The 23737-nt window shown below is 67.5% G+C and carries 20 protein-coding genes and 1 riboswitch; of the genes, 6 read left to right on the top strand and 14 right to left on the bottom strand.

The genetic code is table 11. From position 1 onward, the window contains the following. Positions 1-15 precede the first annotated feature (15 nt). The 4 genes from MF270_RS16295 to choV all read left to right on the top strand — a co-directional run bounded on the left by MF270_RS16295 (position 16) and on the right by choV (position 4388). Complete coding sequence (locus MF270_RS16295) at positions 16-225, top strand: DUF4287 domain-containing protein (protein WP_472850403.1); 210 nt, start codon at positions 16-18, stop codon at positions 223-225. A gap of 117 nt (positions 226-342) precedes the next feature. Further along, positions 343-2439: a methyl-accepting chemotaxis protein gene (locus tag MF270_RS16290; protein ID WP_238366969.1), complete on the top strand. Its 2097-nt coding sequence runs from the start codon at positions 343-345 to the stop codon at positions 2437-2439. An 82-nt stretch (positions 2440-2521) separates the two neighbouring features. After that, complete coding sequence (gene choW, locus MF270_RS16285) at positions 2522-3352, top strand: choline ABC transporter permease subunit (RefSeq protein WP_238366968.1); 831 nt, start codon at positions 2522-2524, stop codon at positions 3350-3352. A 1-nt stretch (position 3353) separates the two neighbouring features. Beyond that, positions 3354-4388 (top strand): choline ABC transporter ATP-binding protein, encoded by a 1035-nt coding sequence (choV, locus tag MF270_RS16280; protein ID WP_238366967.1) that lies wholly within the window; start codon positions 3354-3356, stop codon positions 4386-4388. A 204-nt stretch (positions 4389-4592) separates the two neighbouring features. On the opposite strand, the gene glmM is transcribed toward choV, so the two are convergent. The 9 genes from glmM to MF270_RS16235 form a co-directional block, all read right to left on the bottom strand. Beyond that, complete coding sequence (gene glmM, locus MF270_RS16275) at positions 4593-5945, bottom strand: phosphoglucosamine mutase (RefSeq protein WP_238366966.1); 1353 nt, start codon at positions 5943-5945, stop codon at positions 4593-4595. Positions 5946-5973: 28 nt separating this feature from the next. Continuing rightward, on the bottom strand, positions 5974-6999 hold the full coding sequence (gene folP / locus MF270_RS16270; protein WP_418887887.1) for a dihydropteroate synthase: 1026 nt from the start codon (positions 6997-6999) through the stop codon (positions 5974-5976). Continuing rightward, positions 6996-7907 (bottom strand): dihydroneopterin aldolase, encoded by a 912-nt coding sequence (locus tag MF270_RS16265; protein ID WP_238366965.1) that lies wholly within the window; start codon positions 7905-7907, stop codon positions 6996-6998. The genes folP and MF270_RS16265 overlap by 4 nt, the downstream gene beginning before the upstream one ends. Before the next feature lie 245 nt (positions 7908-8152). Then, positions 8153-8776, bottom strand: coding sequence for a cell wall hydrolase (locus MF270_RS16260; protein ID WP_238366964.1), 624 nt, complete (start codon positions 8774-8776; stop codon positions 8153-8155). Between the two features lie 156 nt (positions 8777-8932). Next, positions 8933-11470 carry a pyruvate, phosphate dikinase gene (gene ppdK, locus MF270_RS16255; RefSeq protein ID WP_336246026.1) on the bottom strand — a complete coding sequence of 846 codons (2538 nt, stop codon included), beginning with the start codon at positions 11468-11470 and terminating at the stop codon, positions 8933-8935. A 200-nt stretch (positions 11471-11670) separates the two neighbouring features. Then, on the bottom strand, positions 11671-14070 hold the full coding sequence (glyS, locus tag MF270_RS16250) for a glycine--tRNA ligase subunit beta (RefSeq protein ID WP_238366963.1): 2400 nt from the start codon (positions 14068-14070) through the stop codon (positions 11671-11673). 139 nt (positions 14071-14209) lie between these two features. Continuing rightward, a complete protein-coding gene (locus MF270_RS16245; protein ID WP_238366962.1) occupies positions 14210-15097 on the bottom strand; it encodes a DUF1206 domain-containing protein in 888 nt (295 codons plus the stop codon). Between the two features lie 110 nt (positions 15098-15207). Next, positions 15208-15726: a DUF6446 family protein gene (locus MF270_RS16240; RefSeq protein ID WP_238366961.1), complete on the bottom strand. Its 519-nt coding sequence runs from the start codon at positions 15724-15726 to the stop codon at positions 15208-15210. A 1-nt stretch (position 15727) separates the two neighbouring features. After that, positions 15728-16660, bottom strand: coding sequence for a glycine--tRNA ligase subunit alpha (locus MF270_RS16235; RefSeq protein ID WP_336246025.1), 933 nt, complete (start codon positions 16658-16660; stop codon positions 15728-15730). 225 nt (positions 16661-16885) lie between these two features. Here MF270_RS16235 and MF270_RS16230 point away from each other — a divergent pair, with 225 nt between their 5' ends. After that, positions 16886-18601, top strand: a complete 1716-nt coding sequence (locus tag MF270_RS16230) for a serine protease (protein WP_238366959.1) — start codon at positions 16886-16888, stop codon at positions 18599-18601. Between the two features lie 211 nt (positions 18602-18812). Then, positions 18813-18950 (top strand): hypothetical protein, encoded by a 138-nt coding sequence (locus MF270_RS16225; RefSeq protein WP_238366958.1) that lies wholly within the window; start codon positions 18813-18815, stop codon positions 18948-18950. On the opposite strand, the gene MF270_RS16220 is transcribed toward MF270_RS16225, so the two are convergent. From MF270_RS16220 to MF270_RS28205, 5 genes are all read right to left on the bottom strand, one after another. Next, entirely contained in the window at positions 18947-20395 is a 1449-nt protein-coding gene (locus MF270_RS16220) for a TrkH family potassium uptake protein (RefSeq protein ID WP_238367108.1), read from the bottom strand. The two genes, MF270_RS16225 and MF270_RS16220, sit on opposite strands and share 4 nt — an antisense overlap. 60 nt (positions 20396-20455) lie before the next feature. Continuing rightward, positions 20456-20695 carry a hypothetical protein gene (locus tag MF270_RS16215; protein WP_238366957.1) on the bottom strand — a complete coding sequence of 80 codons (240 nt, stop codon included), beginning with the start codon at positions 20693-20695 and terminating at the stop codon, positions 20456-20458. 391 nt (positions 20696-21086) lie between these two features. Further along, a complete protein-coding gene (folE2, locus tag MF270_RS16210; RefSeq protein ID WP_238366956.1) occupies positions 21087-22172 on the bottom strand; it encodes a GTP cyclohydrolase FolE2 in 1086 nt (361 codons plus the stop codon). Between the two features lie 111 nt (positions 22173-22283). Continuing rightward, positions 22284-23465, bottom strand: coding sequence for a trans-sulfuration enzyme family protein (locus MF270_RS16205; protein WP_238366955.1), 1182 nt, complete (start codon positions 23463-23465; stop codon positions 22284-22286). Positions 23466-23524: 59 nt separating this feature from the next. Beyond that, a riboswitch (SAM riboswitch) is annotated at positions 23525-23602 on the bottom strand. A gap of 2 nt (positions 23603-23604) precedes the next feature. Then, on the bottom strand, positions 23605-23733 hold the full coding sequence (locus MF270_RS28205; RefSeq protein ID WP_272490788.1) for a hypothetical protein: 129 nt from the start codon (positions 23731-23733) through the stop codon (positions 23605-23607). Positions 23734-23737: the final 4 nt, after the last annotated feature.

Raw genomic sequence — 23737 nt, 5'->3', positions numbered from 1 at the left:
TTCGGACCGTTGACAATGACCGACAAACCCAAGGGCCCCGCGTCCTATTTCCCCTCGATCGAGAAAAAGTACGGCCAGCCGATCGACCATTGGCTCGACCTCGCGCGCGGCCAGTCCGGCCTCAAGCACATGGAGGTGGTCAACTGGCTCAAGTCCGAACATAGGCTTGGGCATGGACATGCCAACGCCATCGTGGCCTTCGTGCGGGCCGAAACCGGCGGCTGATCCCCTGAAACCTGGCGGTTTTTCAAGCTGTTGCACGGCGCTTTGCCGCCGTTCAATCATTGTTCATTGTTTGTCGTACATGATGCCTCAACGTGATCCACGCCGGGGCCCTTCCTGATGTCACTTCGTTTCATGATGCTCGGTGCGCTGGGCCCGCTGTTCCTTGCGGTCATCGTCCTCGCAACGCTCAAGATCGTCGAGCTTCGGGACGTGGCACGGAGCCATGCGCGGATCGACAGGCTCTCGGTCGAATCCGAGGTGATGGCCGACCTCGTCCACGAATTGCAGAAGGAACGCGGCTATTCCGCCGGCTTCACCGGCTCTTCCGGCGCGAATTTCGTGGCAGAGCTGTCGCGGCAGCGGGCCGATACAGACGCTGTGCTGGACCGCTACCGCAGCCGGATCGACGGCACCCGCGCCCTTGCTCCGACCAGGATCGAGGCGGCCGACACGGCGCTGGACCGGCTGGGCGCGCAGCGCGGGCAGATCGACGCCCTGGCCCTGACCGTGCCCGAACTGGCGGGCTATTACACCGGCATCATCAATGACCTGCTGCACGCCACCAGCCGCATCCGAACGCATTTCGTGGCCCAGGATGGCGCCGTGCTGATGGAGGGGCGCGAACTGATCGCGCTGGCCAAGGAAAGCGCGGGGCTCGAACGGGCGATGGGGGCCACGGGGCTGGGCGGGGCAGACTTCCCGGCCGCGATCCACCGCCGCTTCATGGACCTCGGCGCGCGGCAGGCGGCCTTTCTTGCGCAGGCCGAACAGGCGCTGGACCGGCCGGGACTGGTGGACCGCCTGATGACCCAGGACGCGGCCACCACGCTGACGCCGATGCGTGACGCCATCGCCGCCCTGCCCTATGGCGGCGCGCGCGGCGCGCTCACGGCCCCTGCCTGGTTCGCCGCCTCGACCGACTGGATCGATTCGCTGCGGGCGCTCGAACGCGAGTTGGTGATCGAACAGGAGGTGCTGGCCGTCGCGACATCCGAAGCGGCCAACGCGACGATGTGGCGGACCGCCGCCGTGGTCGCCGCTGCCGTGGGGCTGATGCTGGCCCTCGCAATCGCCATGGCCGAATCAAGCACGCGCCGGCTGCGCCGCCTGATCCGCATCATGGGCGAGTTCATCGAGGGTCGGTTCGACGCGACCGTGCCCCTGACCGACACCCGAGGCGAGGTCGGCGCAATGGCCCGCTCGGTGCATGCCTTCAAGCTGCTGAGCGTGGAAGCCCGCGACAGGAAAGCCCGCGACGAGGCAAGCCTGAACGCCCGTCACCAGCAAGTCGTCGACCTGATGACCGAGGGGCTGAATGCCCTCGCCCGCGCCGACTTGACGCTGCGGTTCGATACGCCGCTGGCCGCAGAATACGACTCGATCCGCGCCGATTTCAACGCCGCGACGCAGCGCCTGCGCGACGTGATCTCCGAGATCGCGCGCACGGTTGGTGATCTCGACGCACGCTCTGACGGGATGCGCCACACGGCAAAGGACCTGGCCAGCCGCACCGACGACCAGGTCGAGACCATCGGCCAGACCGCCGAGGCCATGGCCCGGCTGACCAGCGCATTGGCCGAGACGACCGCCTCGCTCAAGGGCGCCAAGTCCCTGGCCGGAGAGGCCCGTGCCCGCGCCGACAGTTCGGGCGCGGTGGTGCGCGACGCGGTGGCGGCGATGGACCGGATCTCGGCCTCCTCGGACCGGATCGCGCAGATCATCTCGGTCATCCAGGACATCTCGTTCCAGACCAACCTGCTGGCCCTCAATGCCGGGGTCGAGGCCGCGCGCGCCGGCGACAGCGGCCGGGGCTTTGCCGTCGTCGCCCAGGAAGTGCGCGAGCTGGCCGGCCGGTCGCAAACCGCCGCCCACGAGATCCGGCGGCTGATCGAGGAAAGCGTGCGCGAAGTGACCAGCGGCGTGACGCTGGTCGGCAACACCGGCGAGGCACTGAGCGCGATCCGTGACCATATCCAGCGCGTCGACGAGGTGCTGAGCGAGGTCAGCACCACCGCCGATGACCAGGCCCAGGAGGTGGGGCAGGTCAATACCTCGATGGAACGGCTGAACGCCCTGACCGCGCAGAACCGGCAGGTGGCCTCGGCCAGCCGCGCCGCCGCGCTCGAAATCGCCGATCATGCCCGCAGCCTCGCCGAGGCGATCAGTGAGTTCGAGCTGGGCTCGGCCCGCGGCACCGGTCAACGGGCCGCCTGAGCGACCGAGCCGCCACGGGAGAAACGCCCGGCCCTCACCATTGGGGCTTGACCCCTGCCCCGCGCCCGCTAAGGCTCGGGCCATGGAATGGCTTACAGACACCAAGATCCCGGTCGGAAAGACCGCTGCCAGCGTCTTCGACTGGCTGCAAGTGCACGGGGGCTGGTTCTTTGACGGCCTCGCCGTGGTGATGGAAGCGATGATCGACGCGATCCTCTGGGTCTTCCAGACGCCGCCGGAATGGCTGGTCATCGCGGTGATCGTCGGCCTGACCTGGGCGCTGCACCGCAGCTGGAAGGTGCCGCTCTTCGTGGCGCTCGGGTTCCTCTTCATCCTCAACCAGGGCTACTGGGAAGAAACGACCGAGAGCCTGACCCTGGTCCTGTCGGCCTGCGTCGTCTGCATGCTGGTCGGCGTGCCGATCGGCATCGCCGCCGCCCATCGCCCCCGGCTCTATGCCTGGATGCGGCCAGTGCTGGACCTGATGCAGACCCTGCCGACCTTCGTCTACCTGATCCCCGCCATCGTCTTCTTCGGCATAGGCATGGTCCCGGGGCTGCTGGCCACGGTAATCTTCGTCGTGCCCGCCCCGATTCGACTGACCCACCTCGGCGTCAGCTCGACCCCCAGGCCGCTGCTCGAGGCGGCGCAGGCCTTTGGCGCCACACCGCGCCAGACCCTGTGGAAGGTGGAAATGCCCTATGCCCTGCCGCAGATCATGGCCGGGCTGAACCAGACGATCATGCTGTCTCTGTCGATGGTGGTGATCGCCGCGCTGGTCGGCGCGGACGGGCTGGGCGTGCCGGTCGTGCGGGCACTGAACCAGGTCAACACCGCGCTCGGCTTCGAGAGCGGCTTCATCATCGTGGTCGTCGCCATCATGCTCGACCGCATCCTTCGGGTCGAGCGCTGAGATGGCCCTCGCCGTCCGCTTCGACCGCGTCTCCATCGTCTTCGGCGAGCACCCGGACCGCGCCCTGCCGCTGATGGATGCCGGGCAAAGCCGCGCCGAGATCCAGACCGAGACGGGCCAGGTGCTGGGCGTGCACGACTGCTCCATCGACGTCGAGGAAGGCGAGATCCTCGTGCTCATGGGCCTGTCGGGCTCGGGCAAGTCGACCCTGCTGCGCGCGGTCAACGGGTTGAACCCGGTGGTGCGCGGCGCGGCGCTGGTCTCTGACGGCAAGGGGCTGGTCGACGTGACCAACGCCGACGCGGCGACCCTGCGGCGCATCCGCGCACATCACGTGGCCATGGTGTTCCAGCAATTCGGACTGCTGCCCTGGCGGTCGGTCCGCGAGAACGTGGGTCTGGGCCTGGAGCTGGCCGGCATGGGCCGGGCAGAGCGGCAGGACAAGGTCGACCGGCAGCTGGCCCTCGTGGGCCTGTCGGACTGGGCCGAGCGCAAGGTCGGAGACCTCTCGGGCGGCATGCAGCAGCGCGTCGGCCTCGCCCGCGCGTTCGTCACCGAGGCCCCGATCCTGCTGATGGACGAGCCCTTTTCGGCCCTCGACCCGCTGATCCGCACCAAGCTGCAGGACGAGCTGCTCGAGCTGCAAGCCCAGTTGAAACGCACCATCATCTTCGTCAGCCACGACCTCGACGAGGCCTTCAAGATCGGCAACCGCATCGCCATCATGGAGGGCGGCAGGATCGTTCAATGCGGCACCCCGCAGGAGATTTTTACATCCCCCGCAACGGATTACGTGGCCGAATTCGTGCAGCACATGAACCCGCTCGGCGTGCTTTGCGCCGAAGACGTCATGACGCCCCCCACCGGCAGTTGCGCGATCTCCGTCGCCCCCCGCACGCCGATCCGCGACGTGATGGAGGCCGCCCGCCAGTCCGAGACGCCTGTCGGCGTGCTACGCGACGGCGCACTTGTCGGCCAGGTCACGCAAGCGGAAATCCTCGCCCGTCTGCTTGATCCCCGCGGCGCAAGCGACTGACGGAAGGCCACCAGGGGGCCAGCCCCCTGGACCCCCGAGGTATTTTTGAAACAATGAAGGAGCGGAGCAGCCCTGGCTGGCGCCTCGGACTCCTTCGAACCAGATTGCTTCATTGTTTGCAAAATACCTCGGGGGGAGCGCGCCCTGGCGCGCGGGGGGCTGGCCCCCCGTCCGGGCCATCCGCATCCACGGCGGCAGTCGGGATCAGCCCTGCGTCACCGCCTCGACTGCAGCCACGACGTCATCGACCACGCGGGTCAGCAACGCCTCGTCCTCGCATTCCGCCATGACCCGTACCAACGGTTCCGTCCCCGACTTGCGGATCAGCAGGCGGCCCGAGCCATTCAGATCCTCCTCGGCCCCGGCGATCGCGGATTTCACGCTGTCGGCATCAAGCGGCCGCTGGCCCGTGCCGAAACGCACATTCCTGAGCAGTTGCGGCACCGGCTCGAAGGCCTTCGTGAGCTCGGAGGCGCGCTGACCCGTGCGCACCATCTCGGCCAGGAATTGCAGGCCAGCCATCAGCCCGTCGCCGGTCGTGGCGAAATCGGTCATGACAATATGGCCCGATTGCTCACCGCCGAGGTTGTAGCCGCCGCGCCGCATCGCCTCGACCACGTAGCGGTCGCCCACCGCGGTGCGTTCCAGGCGCAGCCCCCGTCCTTCGAGGAAACGCTCCAGCCCGAGGTTTGACATGACCGTCGCCACCAATGCGCCACCGGCGAGCCGGCCGTCCTCGGCCCAGCGGGCGGCCATGCGGGCCATCAGCTGGTCGCCATCGGCCACCTTGCCGGTTTCGTCGATCAGGATGATCCGGTCGGCATCGCCATCGAGGCAGATGCCCACGTCCGCGCCATGGGCCACCACGGTTTCCGCCGCCGTGCGCGGCGCGGTCGAGCCGCAGCCGTCGTTGATGTTGCGTCCGTTGGGGCTGACGCCCACGGGGATCACCTGGGCGCCCAGCTCCCACAGCACTTCTGGCGCGGTCTTGTAGGCCGCGCCATTGGCGCAATCGACGACGATCTTCATGCCATCCAACCGCATGCCATGGGGAAAGGTCGACTTGACCCTTTCCTGGTAGCGGAAGCGGCCATCGTCGATCCGCTTGGCGCGGCCGATGTTCTGCGCCTGGGCCAGGGACACGCCCCGGTCTACGAGCGCCTCGATCTCGGCCTCGGCCTCGTCCGAGAGCTTGAACCCGTCGGGGCCGAAGAACTTGATCCCGTTGTCATCGGCCGGGTTGTGGCTGGCCGAGATCATGATGCCGAGGTCGGCGCGCATGGATGGCGTCAGCAAGCCCACGGCGGGCGTCGGCACCGGGCCCAGGAGCAGCACGTTCATGCCGGTCGAGGTCAAACCGGCCGTCAGCGCGTTTTCGAACATGTAGCCCGACAGGCGCGTGTCCTTGCCGATCACCACCCGGTGGACGGAACTGTCGGCCTCACGCCGGAAATACCGCCCGGCGGCGGCGCCCAGCCGCATCGCCATTTCGGCGGTCATCGGCGACGCATTCGCCTTGCCCCGCACCCCGTCGGTTCCGAAAAGTTTGCGCACCATGTCACCCTGCCCCTTGTCTTCGCGGGCGTCAGGCGGGCCCGCTGTTGTCGTTGTCGCCCGCGATGGCGGCCCAGAGCCGAAGCGCCTGCCGCGTCTCGGCCACGTCGTGGACGCGCAGGATTTGTACTCCCTGCGCGGCGCCGTGCAAAGCCACTGCGACCGAGCCGGGCATCCGCGCCGCCGCGTCATCGGCAAGACCCAGCGTACCGATGAAACGTTTGCGTGAGGCACCCAGCAGCACCGGCGCGCCGAGGTCGTGGAAGATCGCCAACCGGCGCAGCAGGTCGAGGTTGTGCTCGAGCGTCTTGCCGAAGCCGATGCCGGGGTCGGTCACGATGTTGTCCAGCCGGATACCGGCCGCCAGGGCGGCGTCGATCCGTTCGGCCAGGTGGTCATAGACCTCGCGCGTGACGTCCTGGTAGGTGGCATGGGCCTGCATCGTCTCGGGGTCGGCCACGGAATGCATCAGGCAGACCGGTACGTCCCGGTCGGCGCAGAGCGCAGCCATGCGGGCGTCCCAGCGCAGGGCGGTCACGTCGTTGACGAAATCGGCGCCGGCGTCCAGGGCCGCCTCGGCCACGGCAGCCTTGCGGGTGTCGATGCTGATCGGCGTTGCGATGCCCTGGGCGCGGATCTCGCGGATCACCGGGGCGGTGCGGGCGATCTCTTCGTCCACCGGGACTTCGCGGGCGCCGGGCCGCGTGGATTCGCCGCCGATGTCGATCATGTCGGCCTCGGCGGCCATGAGATGGGCATGGGCCACGCCGCGCTCGAGCGTGTCATGGCGGCCGCCGTCCGAGAAACTGTCGGGCGTGACGTTGAGGATGCCCATGATCCGCGGCACGTCCATCGACAGCCCGCAGACGGGCGCGCGCAGGGCCACCAGGCGGTCCCGCCTCTCGGGGACGAGGTCCGAGGCAAGCAGGTGCTCGTCCGGCCCATCGCCCAGCCGGTTCACCAGGTCCCAGGCGACATGGCGGCTGCCGGCGAGCGGCAGGCCGGGGCTGCCGCCGGCGTGCCGCGCCTCGGGGATCGGCCAGAAGCGGCTCGTCACAGGCCCGCCTCGACCGAGACCACGCGCAGGGGGATGTCGGTCGCGGGTGCCGCTTCGCCGATGATGACCAGTTCGCGGGCCGAGATCTCGCCGGCGAACCAGGCGGCCAGGCCGGGGCTGTCCTTGGGCTGGGTCCGGGGGCCTTGCGCGGCGTCGAGCACGATCTTGGAGGGCGCCCAGACCGCGATCTGGCCATGCTTCATCGACCAGTCGAGCTCGGTCCGGGTGGCGACCACGACGCAGCGCGGATCGCGCCCCGCCAGCACCCAGGCGTTCTGCTCGATCGACAGCAGGTCGATGCGGCGCTGCGCCGGGGCGACGGCGGATTGCGGCGCGGCCACGTCGGGCGTGCCGACGCAGAGCAGCACCGGCGCGCCCTCGGCCTCGAGCCGGTCGAGCCAGCGGGGCAGCGCGGGCGCGGCGATGGCGGCGTTCGACAGGTAAACGATGACGGGATGCGGCCGGTCCTCGGGCTGGACATGGTGCACGTCACCGCGGCCGCGCACGATCTCGACCCCGAGGGCGCCGGGGCCGCGGTCGAGCTTTTCGACGCGGACAAAGGCCCGCTGGGCCTGGGGCTCGAGCAGGATGCGCTCGGCCACGCGCTCGGCCAGGGTCTCGAGCAGGTTCAGCCGCTCGGCGGCCAGCTCATGGGCGATGGCTTCGGTCACCTTGTCGTAGCTGAGGATGCGGTCGACGTCGTCGTCGATCTCGGCCGACAGCGGGCGCACCTCGACCACCACGTTGAAGCGCAGCCGCTGGGTGGTGCCGCGTTCCGCCTGAAAGGCGCCGATCTCGGCCTCGACCACGTGGTCGCGCAGGCTGATCCGGTCCAGCAGATCGTCGCCCGCCATCGCCTCCGCCCGCTCTGACGGATGGGCAAAGGCCAGTCGGATGTCCTGGGTCATGATGCGCTCTCCCTGCTGCGGCCCGTGTGGCTGCCGGGGCTGATTAACAGGACCGACCCGGCACAACCAGCGCACAATGCGACCGGGCAGGCACCGGGTCCGACATCATTGGCGCCGATGCGGCGCATACGACCGCTATCGGAAACGCAGGCCGCCCACCGCACCGGAAGATCGTTCTGACGAACGATCTTCGCCTGGCGCCGGATCACAAGATTTTTCAGATGAAAAATCTTGTGCGGCGGCTGTCAGTTCGAGCTGAGCTGCGTGGGGCGCTTGTAGAAATGGTGCACGCCGATGGTGGCGGTGCGGGTGAACAGGCGCGACCAGCGCGGCTTGACCGACTTGGTGTGGTAATAGGTGGCGCCGTTCGTCAGCGGGCGCGGGGCGCCGTCCAGCATGATCTGGGCCACCTTGCCGACGCGCTTGTAGGCCGCCGGCTCGGCGATCGTCTCTTTCAGCCCGTCGCAGGTGTAGGTGAACTGGCAGGCGTATTTCTTGCCGGTGCCCTGGTGGATCACGCCGCAAACCGAGTTCGGGAACTGCGCGGAATCGACCCGGTTCAGGATCACCTCGGCCACGGCGAACTGGCCCTTGACCGTCTCGCCGCGCGCCTCGAAGTAGAGCGCTTGGGCGAGGCAGGCCCATTGATCGCTGCCCGGCTCGAGCTCGACCGAGGCGAGCCAATTTCGGTCGTAGCGCATCCCGTCGAAGGACGGGGCCGCGACCAGGGTCTCGAGCTTTTCCGTTCCGATCCGGTCCAGCGCGACGCGTTCCTTGCGCAGCGCATCCTCGATCCTGGAAGCCGGGGCTTCGGCCGTAGCAGCAGATGCGAGCAGGACGCTCGCCACGACAGCAAAAAGATACCGCATCTTCACCTTCCGTAACCAGACGGGTAGCAGCCCCCGCCGGTCGGCGTCTTACATCAAAAAGACGCGGCGCGTCCACCGCCCCTATAGGCGGTAGATTGCTCATGGTGAATCGCCCTCAGATTTGACACCAAATGTCGGGCACCGCAATCGGCATATCTACTTTATTTTGTCTGAAATTGCGCCTTGCGCGGCAGCGAGGCGCGCGACCGGAACGCGGAAGGGCGAGCAGCTGACATAGTCGAATCCGACCGCCCGACAGAAGGCGATCGATTCGGGATTGCCGCCATGTTCGCCGCAGATCGACAGGGTGATTCCCGGGTCCGCGCTGCGGCCCCGCTCGGCCCCGATGCGCAAAAGCTCCCCCACACCGTCACGGTCGAGAACGTGGAACGGGTCTTCGTCGTAGACGCCCTGCTGCACGTAGGTCGACATGAAGCGGCCTGCGTCGTCGCGCGACAACCCATAGGTCATCTGCGTCAGGTCGTTGGTGCCGAAGCTGAGAAAGTCGCAATACCCGGCAATGTCGCCGGCCCGCAGCGCGGCGCGCGGGGTCTCGACCATCACGCCCAGGCGGAACTCGAACTCCGCCCCCGTGCGGCCGCGCACCTGCCCCGCCACGGATTCGATGGCCGCGCGCACCATCTCGACCTCGCGCTTGGCCGAGACCAGCGGGATCATGATCTCGGGCACCACCTTGAGCCCGGCGCGGTTCGCCTCGACCGTCGCCTCGAAGATGGCGCGGGCCTGCATCTCGTAGATCTCGGGCACGGCGATGCCCAGCCGCACGCCGCGCATCCCCAGCATCGGGTTGTATTCGGACAGCAGCTCAACCCGGCGTTCCACGTCCGACAGGGGCCGGTCCAGCGCCTCGGCCAGGTCGCGCATGCCTGTCCGGTCGGCGGGCAGGAATTCGTGCAGCGGCGGGTCAAGCAGGCGGATGCAGACCGGCCGGCCCTCCATGATGCGGAAAAGCTCAATGAAATCCGCGCGTTGCATCGGCAGAAGCTGCTCGAGCGCGCCGCGCCGTCCCTGCGGGCTGTCGGCAAAGATCATCTCGCGCATGACCGTCAGCCGGTCCGCGTCAAAGAACATGTGCTCGGTCCGGCAGAGGCCGATCCCCTCGGCGTCGAAATTCGCCGCCGTCAGCGCATCGGCCGGCGTGTCGGCATTGGCGCGGATGCCGATGTCGCGCACCGCGTCGGCCCAGGCCATGAGCGTGCGGAAGCTGTCGTCCTGCGCCGCCTCGACCATCTCGGGCGTGCCGGCCAGCACGTCCCCGGCGGTGCCGTCCACGGTGATGATGTCGCCGCGGCGAAAGACCCGGCCGTCGCGGGTGGTCAGCGTTTTCTTGGCCATGTTGAAATGCAGGTCCGAGGCGCCGACCACGCAGGGTCGCCCGATGCCCCGGCCGATCACGGCGGCATGGCTGGTGATCCCGCCGCGTTCGGTCAGCACGGCACGGGCCGCATGCATGCCGCGCACGTCCTCCGATCCGGTCTCGCGCCGCACCAGGATGCAGGCCTCGTCGCGGGCGGCATAGGCCTGCGCCTCGCGCGTCGAAAAGACAATGGCGCCCGAGGCGGCGCCGGGGCTGGCGGCGATCCCCTGCCCGATCCGGTCGCGCGGCGCGGCAGGGGCGACCTGGCGGTGCAGCATTTCCGACAGTGCGCGCGGCTCGACCCGCATCAGCGCCTCTTCGCGCGAGATGATGCCGTCCTCGGCCAGGCGCACGGCGATGCGCACGGCGGCCCGGCCCCGGCGGCTGACGCGGACCCCGTCGAGGATGTGGACCTGGCCGTCCTCGATGGTGAACTCGATCTGCATCTCTTCGCGCAGGCGCTGGCGCATCAGCGCGGCATGCTCCTTCAGCGCGGCGAAGGCCTGCGGCGCCAGTTCCTCGAGCGAGGGGCCACGCGGGTCGCGCTCGAGGTAGATCGCCTTGCCGCCGGTCAGCGCCTCGCGGCCCTGGCTCTGGCTGAGATAGCGCCCGGTGATCTGCCGCTTGCCGGTCTGCGGATCGACCAGCTGCAACACGCCCGAGCCGCATTCGCCCGCCCCGAGCCCCAGCGCCATTTCCTGCACCACGAGGCCGAGCCCGGCATCGGCCGGCGCGCCCTTGGCCTGGCGCAGAAGGCGCGCGGTGGTGCCTTCCCAGGCGCGGGCCATGGAGCGGAGCACGCCGGCCAGCTGCACGCCCGGGTCCTGGGGAAAGGGTTCTTCGGCTTCGTCCTGGTAGACGCGCAGCGCCTCGCTGAGCGCGTCGGAATCGACGCCGTGGATGTCTTCGAAGATGTCGGCGTCAAGGCGGGCGACGTGGACGGCATAGCCCTGGACAAAGCGCAGGTAGAGCGCGGTCGCCGCCTCGGTCCCGATCCGGTCGGCGAGGGTCACGAAGCTGGCGTCGTTCATGCCGATGTTCAGCACAGATCCCGGCCCACCCCAGTCCGGGTCCTCGGACGAGGGGCGCACGCAGAGCAGCGCGTCCTCGGGGAACTCGGCGAGGATCGCGCCCACGTCGGGTTCACAGCCGGCGGCGATCGCATGCACCGCGTCGAAGGACAGCGCGACCGTGCGCGGCACCGGCAGGTCGAGCCGGATCAGGCGCTGCAAGCACTTGGCCCGGCCGCCATGGGTCGGGGTCGCGACCGGCGCGGTCGGCGTGATGAAGGTGAACGGGCCTGGCTTTTGCTGCAACGCGGCATCCTCCGGAGATGGAGGCAGAATACGCGCCGCGCGGCCGCTGGCAAGGATTGGTTCGGACCCGTGCACCTAGGTCGCAGGCGGCCGGGAAGATTGTTCTGACGAACAATCTTCGCGCCACGGAGCGACTGGTGGGCGGCCGGGCGGGGGCGAAAAGTCTTCGTCAGAAGACTTTTCCGGCCCGGGGTCCGGGGTCAGCCCTCGATCTTCGTAAGGTCGGCCACGCCAAGGCAGAGCGTGCGGATGCGGCTGAGCAGGTTCAGGCGGTTGCGGCGGATGACCGCGTTGTCGGAATTGACCTGCACCGCCTCGAAGAAGGCGTCGATGGGCGCGCGCAGCCGGGCCAGCGCCGACATGGCGGCGGCGAAATCCTCGGCCTTCATCGCGGCGGCGATCTGCGGCGCTTCGGCGTCGAGCGCGGCGAAAAGCGCCGTTTCGCTGGCATCCTCGGCCAGTTTCGGCTCGGCGCCGAAACTGTATTCGACGCTGTCCTTCTCTTCGGCCTGGGTGAGGATGTTGTTGGCGCGCTTGAAGCCCTGCAGCAGGTTGGTGCCATCTTCGGTGCCAAGGAAGGCAGTCAGCGCCTCGGCCCGCTTGACCAGCAGCACCAGGTCATCGTTGCCGGGCATTGCGAGGCAGGCGTCGATCACGTCGTGGCGCACGCCTTCGTCACGGAGGTGGACCTTGAGGCGGTCGTGGAAGAAGGCGAGGAGGTCGGTGGCAAGTGACAAGCTGGCGGCTTGAATGTGATTCTGCGTTTTTGCTTCCGGCGACCAAATTGAGTTTGCTCGCAGCCGAATTTCATCAACCAGTTCGTTGTACTGGTCGTAGTCATCGTAGTGTGGATCCGCTTTCCGTCCTTCAATCACTTCTTGTCTCTTTGAAATAAAGCGGTCGCTCAGTCCGTCGAAATTGAAGACGATAGATTCTACAGAATTTGTGAAAACTATGAAGTCCTGTTTCTCCACCGCACCACGTTTCAATTCAGGTTCATCGAAATCTCCTGGCCACCACTCTTCGTTGCTAACGAAGGTTTCTTTGACGTCGTACCGAACTCCCGAAAGATGCAGATGGAAGTCGCTCTGAAGTTGTGAAGCGATATTCACTCTCACCCCATTCCCCAGCACCAGCCGGATCACCCCCAGCGCGGCGCGGCGCAGGGCGTAGGGGTCTTTCGACCCCGTCGGCTTTTCGTCGATGGCCCAGAAGCCGGTCAGCGTGTCGAGCTTGTCGGCCAGCGCCACCGTCACCGACACCGGCGCGGAAGGCACGTCGTCGGAGGGGCCGAGGGGCGAGTAATGCTCCTGGCAGGCGGCGGCGACCTCGGCCGGAAGGCCCGCGGCATCGGCGTAGTAGCGGCCCATGAGGCCCTGCAGTTCGGGGAATTCGTAGACCATCTCGGACGACAGGTCCGCCTTGGCGACCTTGGCGGCCTCGACGGCCAGCGCGGCATCGGCGCCCACCATGGGCGCGATCTCGCCCGACAGCGCGGCGATGCGGGCGATGCGGGCGGCCTGGCTGCCGAGCTTGGCGTGGAAGGTCACGTTTTCCAGCTGCGCCACCCAGGGGGCCATCTTGTCGCCCTTGGCGATGCGCAGGTCGTTCTCCCAGAAGAACTTGGCGTCCGAGAGGCGCGCGGCGAGGACCTTCTGGTTCCCGGCCAGCACAGTCGCGCCGTTGTCGGCGGTCTCGCGGTTGGCGACGGTGACGAAACGCTCGATCCGGCCCGTCTTGGGGTTCTTCACGGAAAAGAACTTCTGGTGCTCTTTCATGGAGGTTTGCAGCACCTCGGGCGGCAGGTCGAGGAAATCGGCCCCGATCTCGCCCATCAGCACGACGGGCCATTCGACCAGCCCCGCGACCTCGGCCAGAAGCCCCGCGTCCTCGACCAGCTCGAGCCCCTGGGCGAAGGCCGCGTTGGTGGCATCCGTCCAGATGTGGTTCGCACGTTCCTCGGGGTCGAGCAGCACGAACGCGCGGCGCAGCTTGGCGCGGTAATCGTCGAAGGACGACACCGAGAACGCGGCCGGCGCCATGAAGCGGTGGCCTTTCGTCATGTTGCCGGCGGTGATGCCGTCGACCTCAAGCGGCACGGTCTCGGCCCCGGCTTCGTCGCTCAGGATGCAGAGGATCGAATGCAGCGGGCGCACCCAGCGCAGGCTGCCCGCGCCCCAGCGCATGGACTTGGGCCAGGGGAAAGTGCGGATGGTCTTTTCCAGCACCTCGGCCACGATCTCGGCCGCCGGGCGGCCGGGGCGGTCGATCACCGCGAAATAGACCTGGCCCTTCTTGTCGTCGCGGACCTGCAGCGCGTCACGCGCGACTCCTGCCCCGCGGCAGAAGCCCTCGATCGCCTGGTCGGGCGCGCCCACCTTGGGGCCCTTGCGCTCTTCGCGCAGGTCGGGAGAGCGGGCCAGCAGCCCCTCGACCGACAGGGCCAGGCGGCGCGGCGTGGCGAAGGCCCCGGCCGAGGCATAGGTGAGACCGGCCTCGACCAGGCCATCGGTCACCAGCTTCTTCAGGTCCTCACCCGCGCGCTTTTGCATGCGGGCGGGGATTTCCTCGGAAAAGAGTTCGATCAGAAGGTCGGGCATTGGCTCACCACGTCAATTTTGGGCCCCAAAGCAGGGCCCGGATTGTCCGTGGCAGGGGATAACGGCCCGCGCGTCCGGCGGCAAGCGGGAACGGCCTCCGCGGGGTGCGGAGGCCGTTAACACAGGTCGCTTCAAACGATCAGGCGGTGGCGGCCTGCACCTTGCCCTCGGCCTTGAGCTTGGCGCGGCGGGCCAGCGTCATGACGTCCGACCCGGCGCGGCGCGGCACGATGCGGTAGACCGCCTCGACGAAGTTCTCGACGGCAAAGGCGACAAGGCCGAGGCCCACGATGGCCAGCAGGATGCGGCCATAGGCGACCGAGCGGACCTGCGCCAGCGCCTCGCCTACGCCACCAGCCTGGTTCGGATCGGCCGTCAGGGCGGCGATCACGATCGACAGGCCGATGATGCCGACGACCGCGCCCTCGGCGATGCAGCCGAACTTCATCACCGGGTCGAGCTTGCGGGCGGTGGGGGTGACGCGGATGTGTTCCTTGTACTTTTCCGCCACGCCCTTGTAGACGTAATAGGCCCCGGCGCCGATGGTTGCGGCCCCGGCGATGCCGACCAGCCAGATGCCGAAGGGCATGGACATGAGCTGCTGCGTGGCGCTTTCCGCGCCGCCGCCCTCGCCACCCGAGCCGCCACTCATAGCGGCGCTGGCGACCGACACCCCCAGCGCGCCGTGGATCAGCCCGGTCACGACCAGCCCGCCGCGGGCAAAGAAGCCCTTGGCGCCGTCGCCGTACTCCTCGAGATCCATGGCCGCGTCGATCAGGCGCCAGACCATGTAGGCGAAAAGCCCGATGGCCACGACCCACATCAGCGCGGTGCCGAAGGGCGCCTGGCGCAACTGGGCGACGGCGTCCGTGGTGCCTTCGGCCTGGCCACCCTGCCAGGCGGCCAGAACGGCGAGCGCGCCGACGATGGTGTAGACGATGCCGCGGGCGGAATAGCCCGCGCGCATCACGGGCACCACCCAGCGGGGGGCGCGGTCGGAACCGGATTGGGTCGGGGTTGCGGTCATGGCGGGATCTCCTCTGCTGGAAGGTCAGCGCATGAGATCGCGATCAGTTCCGTAAAAAGTGAACGGCGGACCCGGGGGCCCGCCGCTGAATTGTCGCCAAGGGCCCGCGGTCACTCGGGTTCCGGGCAGCCTTCGGGCAGCGGGTCGCCGTTGAACACGACCGCACCGCATTCGTTGATCTCGTGCCAGGCATAGCCGCGCCCGTCGGGGTAGATCGCGACGATCCGGTCGATGCCGTAGTCCACGTTGCGCGCCCCGACAAAGGCGGTCGCCACGCCCTGTTCCAGATCGGCCCCGATCTGCTTGGCGTCGAAACAGCCGAACCAGTTCGGCGCGACGCGCGGCTCGGCCCGGGCGAGGCTCTCGTAGGTCTCGGTCAGCAAGGCGATGCTGCTTTGCGTGGTGAAACAGGCGCGGTAGCGGATGGGCGAGCTGTCGCTGTCGATCGCCTCGAAATCCTCGTAAAGGATCGTTTCTGGCTGGCCCGAGACCAGGCTGACCAGCGTCACGTCGTCCCTGCCGTTGCCGACAACCTCGTCGTAATAGGCGTAGACTTGCAGGTAATACATCGCCACGCCCGCGATCAGTGCCACCAAGACAAGTGCCCCGGCAAAGATCTTGCCCGCCATGTCAGGCCGCGCTCGGGGCGTAGCCCCCGGCTTCGGTCTGCACGAAGGCGTCGGCGCATTGCTTGGCCAGCGCCCGCACCCGGCCGATATAGGCCTGCCGCTCGGTGACCGAGATCACGCCGCGCGCGTCGAGCAGGTTGAAGATGTGCGACGCCTTGATGCATTGGTCATAGGCCGGGTGGGCCATGACGATGCGCTTGCCGGTCTTGGGATCGTCATGCGCCTGGGCCAGGATCGCCTCGCATTCCGCTTCGGCCTCTTCGAAATGCTTCAGCAGCATCTCGGTATTGGCCACGTCGAAGTTCCAGCGAGAGTATTCTTCCTCGGTCTGGCGGAAGACATCGCCGTAGCTCAGCGCGATGGGGGCCTGCGGGTCGTTGTAGGGCATCTCCATCACGTGATCGATGCCGAGCACGTACATCGCCAGCCGCTCGAGGCCATAGGTCAGCTCGCCCGAGACCGGCGTGCAATCATGGCCGCCGACCTGCTGGAAATAGGTGAACTGGCTGACTTCCATGCCGTCGCACCAGACTTCCCAGCCCAGGCCCCAGGCGCCAAGGGTCGGGCTTTCCCAATCGTCCTCGACGAAACGGATGTCATGCATCTCCATGTCGATGCCGATGGCTTCGAGGGAGCCCAGGTAGAGCGCCTGAAGGTCCGGCGGGCTGGGTTTGATCAGCACCTGGTACTGGTAGTAATGCTGCAGCCGGTTCGGGTTCTCGCCGTAGCGCCCGTCGGTCGGGCGGCGCGAGGGCTGCACATAGGCGGCGGCCCAGCTTTTCGAGCCAAGCGCGCGCAGCGTGGTGGCCGGGTGGAAGGTGCCGGCGCCGACCTCCATGTCGTAGGGCTGCATCACGGCACAACCCCGGGCCGCCCAATAGGCCTGAAGACGCAGGATAATTTCCTGAAAAGACTTGGGTTTTTCCACCGCCACGGCTCTGCCCCCTTGGCTGGGTTTCGCATCGCGGCCTTTTAGGCCAAGCGCCCCGCGGGGTCAATGAGCCGCGCCGCCGCGTCGCCCGCCCCCGAACCCGTTGCCATGGGGACAGTTCCGCCGCTTTTCCCGCGACTTCAAGCCGATTTGACGTGCACCCGGCCCTTGTTTTGTTAAAGAGGTCGGAACCCGGAAAACACCAAGGACTGCAAGGGCAATCCGCACATGGCGCGACTTTTTCTATCGACGATTTTTTCTCTTCTTCTCATGGCCATCGCGGCCCAGGCGCAGGACCGCGTCTATATCCAGATCGAGGCGCATCCGTCCCTGAACGAGGCCGAGCAGGCAGTGCGCGGCTATGCCGCCCGGTTGCAGGACGTGAACGGCTTTGCCCTGGGCGGCGGCTGGTACGCCGTTGCGCTGGGACCGTTCGATCCGGACACCGCCCAGGCACGGTTGCGTGACTACCGCCGCGCCGGTGCCGTGCCCAGCGACAGCTACGTCGCCGTGGCCGAGGATTACGGCCAGCGCTTCTATCCCATCGGCGCAGAGGCCACCCAGCCCGCGCCGCAAGCGCCCGCCGTCGTGGCCACCCCCGAGCCCGACCCGCAGCCGGTGGACGAAACCCCGGCCGAGGCGCGCCGGTCCGAGGCGTTGCTGACCCGGGACGAGAAGATGGACCTGCAGATCGCCCTGCGCTGGGCGGGGTTCTACAATTCGACCATCGACGCGGCCTTCGGCGCCGGCACCCGCAACTCGATGGCCGCCTGGCAGGACGCCAACGGCTACCAGACCACGGGCGTGCTGACCACGCGCCAGCGGGCCGAACTGATCGCGCAGTACAATGCCGTGCTCGAAGGGATGGGCATGGCGCAGGTGCGCGACGACGAGGCGGGCATCTCGATGCAACTGCCCACGGGCGCCGTGGCTTTCGATCATTACGAATACCCCTTTGCCCATTACACCGGCACCGGCACGGTGGATGGCGCGCGGGTGCTGCTGATCAGCCAGGCGGGCGACCAGAACACGCTGTTCGGGCTGTACGACATCATGCAGACGCTCGAGATCGTGCCGCTGAACGGCCCGCGCGAGCGGCGCTCGGGCAATTTCACGCTGGTCGGGCAGAACGACCGTATCGTGTCGCACACCGAAGCGTCGCTGGAAGGCGGAGAGGTCAAGGGCTTCACCCTGATCTGGCCCGCCGGTGACGAAGAACGCCGCACCCGCATCCTCGCCGCCATGCAGGACAGCTTTGCCCGCATCCCCGGCGCCGTGCTGCAGCCCTCTGACGGCCGGGCCGAGCAGGACATCGACCTGCTGGCCGGGCTCGAGATCCGCAAGCCGCGCCTGTCGCGCTCGGGCTTCTACGTCAATGCCAGCGGCACCGTGGTGACCGTGGCCGAGGCAGTGCAGAACTGCACCCGCATCACGCTGGACGAGGAATTCGACGCCACCCTCGTGACGCTGGACGAGGCCGCCGGGATCGCCGTACTGCGCCCCGACAGGGCCCTGGCGCCGATGTCCGTCGCCGCCTTCCCCGAGGCGCAGCCGCGGCTGCAATCCGAGGTCGCGGTCTCGGGCTACAGCTTTGAAGGGGTGCTGGGCGCCCCCACCCTGACCTTCGGCAAGCTCGAGGACGTCAAGGGCCTGGGCGGTGAGCCCGGGCTGCGCCGCCTGGCGCTGAACCACCAGCCCGGCGACGCGGGCGGCCCGGTGCTGGACGCGGCGGGCTCGGTCGTGGGCATGCTGCTGCCACGCACCACTGGCGCGCGCCAACTGCCCGACGCGGTCAGCTTTGCCACCGGGTCTGACAGCATCCGCAGCGTGCTTCAGGGCGCGGGCCTTTCCGCCGCGGCGACCGCGGGCGGGGCCGTGCTGGACCCGGTCGACCTGACCCGGATCGCCACCGGCATGACCGTGCTGGTCAGCTGCTGGGACTGACCCCCGGCGGAAAACCGCAAGGCATCGGCAAGGGGCCGCGCATGGGAAATGCGCGGCCCTTTTCTCATGGCCAGATGCCGGGCTGTTGGTTCAAACTGTCGGTATAAGCCGCGTTTCTGCCACATTTCATTCACCGACGCTTCGTCAATCCCGCGCAGTTTCGCTTTAACGTCCCCGTATTTGTCCGGGGCCAACGCCCAGGGGTATTGCCATGAGAAAGCTCATCATCGCCGCAGCCGTCGTGATCACCGCGATCGGGTCGCTGCCGCTGACCGCGGGAAACCAGGGTGAGACCGTGGCGGACCAGGCCCGCCAGCTGCCGACCGAGGCCGTGCCGGGCCATCATTAACCGCGCCAGAACCGCACGGTAAGGATCGCGTAGACCGCCAGGATCTCAAGCCGTCCGACCAGCATGGCCACGGCCAGCAGCCACTTGGCCGTGTCGTTCAGCGTGGCAAAGTTGCCCGCCGGCCCGATGGTGTCGCCCAGACCCGGCCCGATGTTCGCCAGCGCCGTGGCCGCGCCCGAGACCGAGGTGGTGAAGTCGAGCCCGGTGAGGCCCAGCGCCACCGACAATGCGCCGATCGAGATGATGAAGAAGACGAAGAAGGCGATGACCGAGGACAGCACGTCCTCGGAAATCGGCCGCCCGTCGTAGCGCGGAGTAAAGACCCCGTGCGGGCTGCGGATGCGCTGCAGCTGCGCCCTGATCGAGGCGAACAGCAGCTGGTATCGGAAGATCTTGACCGAACAGGCGGTGGAGCCGGCGCAGCCTCCGATCAGGCCGATGAAGAAGAAGATCATGATCAGGAACGGGCCCCAGGCCATGTAGTCGACGCTGGCATAGCCGGTGCCCGAGATGATCGAGGTGATGTTGAACAACGCCTCGCGCACCGCCTGTTCCCAGTGGTGCGGGAAGACATGCAGCAAGGTGACCGAGGTCACCACGACCAGCGTGCCGATGACCCACAGGAACCCGCGCACCTGGCTGTCGCGGAACAGCGCCATGCGGTTGCCGTTGACCATCTGCACGTAGCGCACGAAGGGCAGCGCGGCGAGCACCATGAAGACCGAGGCGACGTATTCCGCAGGCCCCGAGAAGGTGCCGAACGAGGCGTCGTAGTTCGAAAAGCCGCCCGTCGAGACCGTGGTCAGCGCATGGACCGTGGCGTCGAAAAGGCTCATGCCCACGGTCACGTAGCTGAGCATGCAGGCCATGGTGATGGCGATGTAGATGACCGAGATCTGCGAGGCGATCTCGGAGGCGCGGGGCAGGATCTTGCCCATGGTATCAAAGGCTTCGGCCTTGAAGATCTGCATGCCGCCGACCCGCAGTTCCGGCAGGAAAACCATGGCGACGACGATGATGCCGATGCCGCCCAGCCATTGCAGGATGCCGCGCCACAAGAGCAGCCCCTTGGGCAGGGTGTCGAGCCCGGAAAAGACGGTCGAGCCGGTGGTGGTGAGCCCCGACATCGCCTCGAAGAAGGCGTCGACGAACCGCGCCTCGGTCGCGCCCAGAACGAAGGGGATCGCGCCGAAGATCGGCAGCGCCACCCAGACGCCGGTGGTCAGCAAAAAGGTCTGCTGGATCGTCAGCCCTTCCTTGACGCCATTGCGGCAGGCCATCGAGATCATGACGCCGGACATCATGGTCACGATAAAGCTTTCTGCGAAGACGTGCCATTCGCCCTGCCCCTCGGCCAGGTCGACCATGAGGGGCGGCAGCATGGTGACCGACAGCGCGGTGACCAGAAGACCGATGACGTATCCCACGGGGCGCATGTCGAACATGGCCGCAGCGTTGGCGCGGGTCGCGCGCTGTGTCAAGCGCGCGGGGTGCCGCGGCCCGGGTCAGGTGGGAAAGAGGTCGCGGAAGACAAAGGCAGGGATGTCGTCCCGGGCAATGCCAAGCAGCGCCAGCTCGTCATCGGAAAGCGCATTCAGCGCCAGGATGCGGTCGAGCCGGTCGCGGGATGCAAGATGCGCATTCACCCCCTGCCCCAACCCGGCAAAATACCGATCAAGCGCCGCGCGCCAGCCGGGCGGAACGGTGCGGATCGCGATATCGGGTGTCGTGATATGTCTTGCCACGTGGAAACCTCGTGCGTTCGCGTTCGGTCTCCTCCCACGGCACCAATATAGGGCACCTTATACTGCATTGCAGCATCGGAAGATCGTTAGTGCCGGGCGACGTCGGGGAAGCAGATCTTGGCAGACCTATCCGACTGTACGCCTCAATAGTCGCGACCTTGCCTGCGATGTCCCGCCCGGCGGCTCGCCGGGCAGCCCCCGGCCGCCCCATCGCACCAAAGGTGCGCCGACTATGCTCGGCACGCTTCTAGCGTGACGGGCGGGGGCTTCACCCCCACCCGCGGCCGGAGACTGCCCTTAGCGCATCGTGGCACCGTCGGCCTATCTAGCGGCCCAAACAAAAACGGCGGCGCCCGAAGGCACCGCCGCTCAATCTCATCCCCGCCCCGGATCAGCCGTGGATCAAGGTCTGGAACAGCTTCGGATCGAGGCTCTCCGACGCGAACAAGTCGCCCTCGGTCAGCACGCTCACCGCGTCATGGCTGTGCAGGCTTTCCTGGTGGCTGGCCACCACGCGGAAATCGCCGATGCGCGGATCGGCCCGCAGCTCGGCGCAGAACAGCCGCGCCGCGTCCTCGACAAAGATCGGGTTGGCCGCGTTCAATTCGGCAAAGGCCTGCTCGTCCTCGCGCTTGACCATGACCTGCGTCTCGGTCGGCACGGCAGCGCGGCAATGGTCGATCAGGTCCTCGAACCAGAGGCAATCGCCCGGCAGCACCTCGACCGAGATCCGCGCGACCGAGCGCTGTGAATGCGGCGTGGCCAGCTGGCCCCGGTCGCGGCGGGCATGTTCGCTCAGCTCCAGCGAACAGGGGCAGGTCGAGCTGTAGACGTAGTCGAGATGCACGACCCGGCGGCGCACCCCGGCCCGCTCGATCAGCTCGAGCGCGATGTCGTAATATTGGTAGCCCGATAGGCCCGAGCGCAGGCTTTCCACCCGCAGCGGGAAGGAAAAGCGCATCATGATCCGCGCGTCGAAGCTTTCGAGGTCCGACTTGTAATCGTCCAGCGCCGCCTCGATCACTTGGAAGCTGAAGGTCTTTTCGGCATGGGAATAGAAGGACCGCATGATGCGGCTCATGTTGATGCCCTTCTTGTCCGCCTCGAGGCTGACCGTGCCGGTCACGGAGGTCTCGAGCGTCAGGTCGCCATTGTCGCGGGTGTGGAAGCGCAGCGGCAGGCGGAAGTTCGAGATGCCGACATGCTGGATTTCCGTCCGCGCGCCGCGGATCAGCGCGGCGGGGCCGTTCTGAAGATCGGGCAGCGTGGCGCGGTAATCGGGGGTGGCGGCAAAGGCCTCGGGGTAGTCGCGCGACAGCTCCGGGTATTCGGGCGCGCCAAGCTCGCGCATCTCGGGCACCAGCCGCGCCCGTTCGCTTTCCCCGGCCTGGCCCATGAACCGCCGCAGCAGTTGCAATGCCGCCTGTGCTTCTTCGCGGCTCGGGCTGTCTTCGATGTCGCGCATGTGGAGGTTCATCCGCAGGCCCCCTTTCAGGTCCAGTCGCACCGGGCAACATAAGCATCGGCGGCGCGAAATCCAGTAATTACCGACATTACGCGCCGCCGCTGCTCTTGGTTCACTCTACCGTCACACCGCGTCCAGGGCCTGGCGCAGGTCGGCCAGCAGGTCCTCGGGGTCTTCGAGACCGATCGAGACGCGGACGAGGCCCGGCGTGATGCCCAGGATGTCCTTCTGTTCCTGCGGCAGGCGCTGGTGCGTGGTGGTCGCGGGATGGGTCGCAATCGACTTGGAATCGGCGAAGTTGTTCGAAATCGTGAAGATCTCGAGGGCATTGAAGAAGCGGAAGCAGGCCTCGCGGTCGCCGTCGATCTCGATCGACAGCACGGTCCCGCCCGAAGCCGCCTGGGTCATGGCGACCTTGTGCTGCGGGTGGCTGGGCAGTTGTGGGTACCGCACCGCCTTGAGCTTGGGGTGGCCTTCCAGCGCCTCGGCGATCTGCATGGCCGCACCGGACTGTGCGCGCACGCGCAGGTCCAGCGTGTCGAGCGACTTGAGATGGACCCAGGCCGAGAACGGGTTCAGCGCGGCGCCGGTGTGCTTGAGGTAGGATTCGATGGGGCCGCGGATCGTCTCGCGGGTGCCGCAGACCACGCCGCCCAGCATCCGCCCCTGCCCGTCCACATGCTTGGTGGTCGAGATGACGCAGAGGTCCGCGCCGCAGGCCGCGGCATAGGAATAGATCGGTGTCGCCATGGCATCGTCGACGATGACCTTGGCGCCGTTCCGATGCGCGACCTCGACCACATGCGCCAGGTCGATCACTTCGAGCGTCGGGTTCGAGATCGCCTCGAGAAACACCAGTGTCGTGTCGGGCCGGATCGCCGCATCCCAGGCGGCATTGTCGGTGCCGTCGACCAGCGTGATCTCGACCCCGAAGCGGGCCAGCACGTCCTCGAGCACGTAAAGGCAGGACCCGAAGAGCGCCCGCGACGACACCACGTGATCGCCCGCCTTCAGCAGCGCCATCAGCGCGCCGTTCACGGCCGCCATGCCGGATGCGGTGGCGAAGGCGTCTTCGTAGCCGGTGATCGCGGCCATACGGTCCTCGAACATGCGCACGGTCGGGTTGCCGTAGCGGGCATAGATGAACTCGTCCGGACCGGCCTTGACGAAACGGGCCTCGGCCTGCTCGGCGCTGTCGTAGACGAAGCCCTGGGTCAGGAACATCGCCTCGCTCACCTCACCATACTGGCTGCGGCGGGCGCCGCCATGGACAAGCGTGGTTCTCAGTTTGCGCGTGTCGCTCATGTCTGTCTCCTTCGGGGCGCGGCCCCATCAAAAAACCCCCGTCCGGCCAAGCGAAAGGGGGTTCCTTGCGTCTGACCTCTTTAGCGGCATGTTTTGAGTGGCCCGCAATCCGGTAACAAATCGCCACTTGGACGGCGGTTTAGCGCCGGGACATACCTGCGTCAATGTCGCGCGCGACGCCCGATGCGCCTTGGACGACGCGCCCGGCAACGTCACGCAGGTGTAATGCGCGCTTCACGCCCGCGTCGTAGCCTTCGGGCAGGATCATCCCA

This window comes from Mesobacterium pallidum, from assembly GCF_019966535.1.
GTDB classification, from domain to species: domain Bacteria; phylum Pseudomonadota; class Alphaproteobacteria; order Rhodobacterales; family Rhodobacteraceae; genus Mesobacterium; species Mesobacterium pallidum.
The sequence above is the reverse complement of the archived record's forward strand: the minus strand, read 5'-3'. Positions and strand labels throughout refer to the sequence as shown.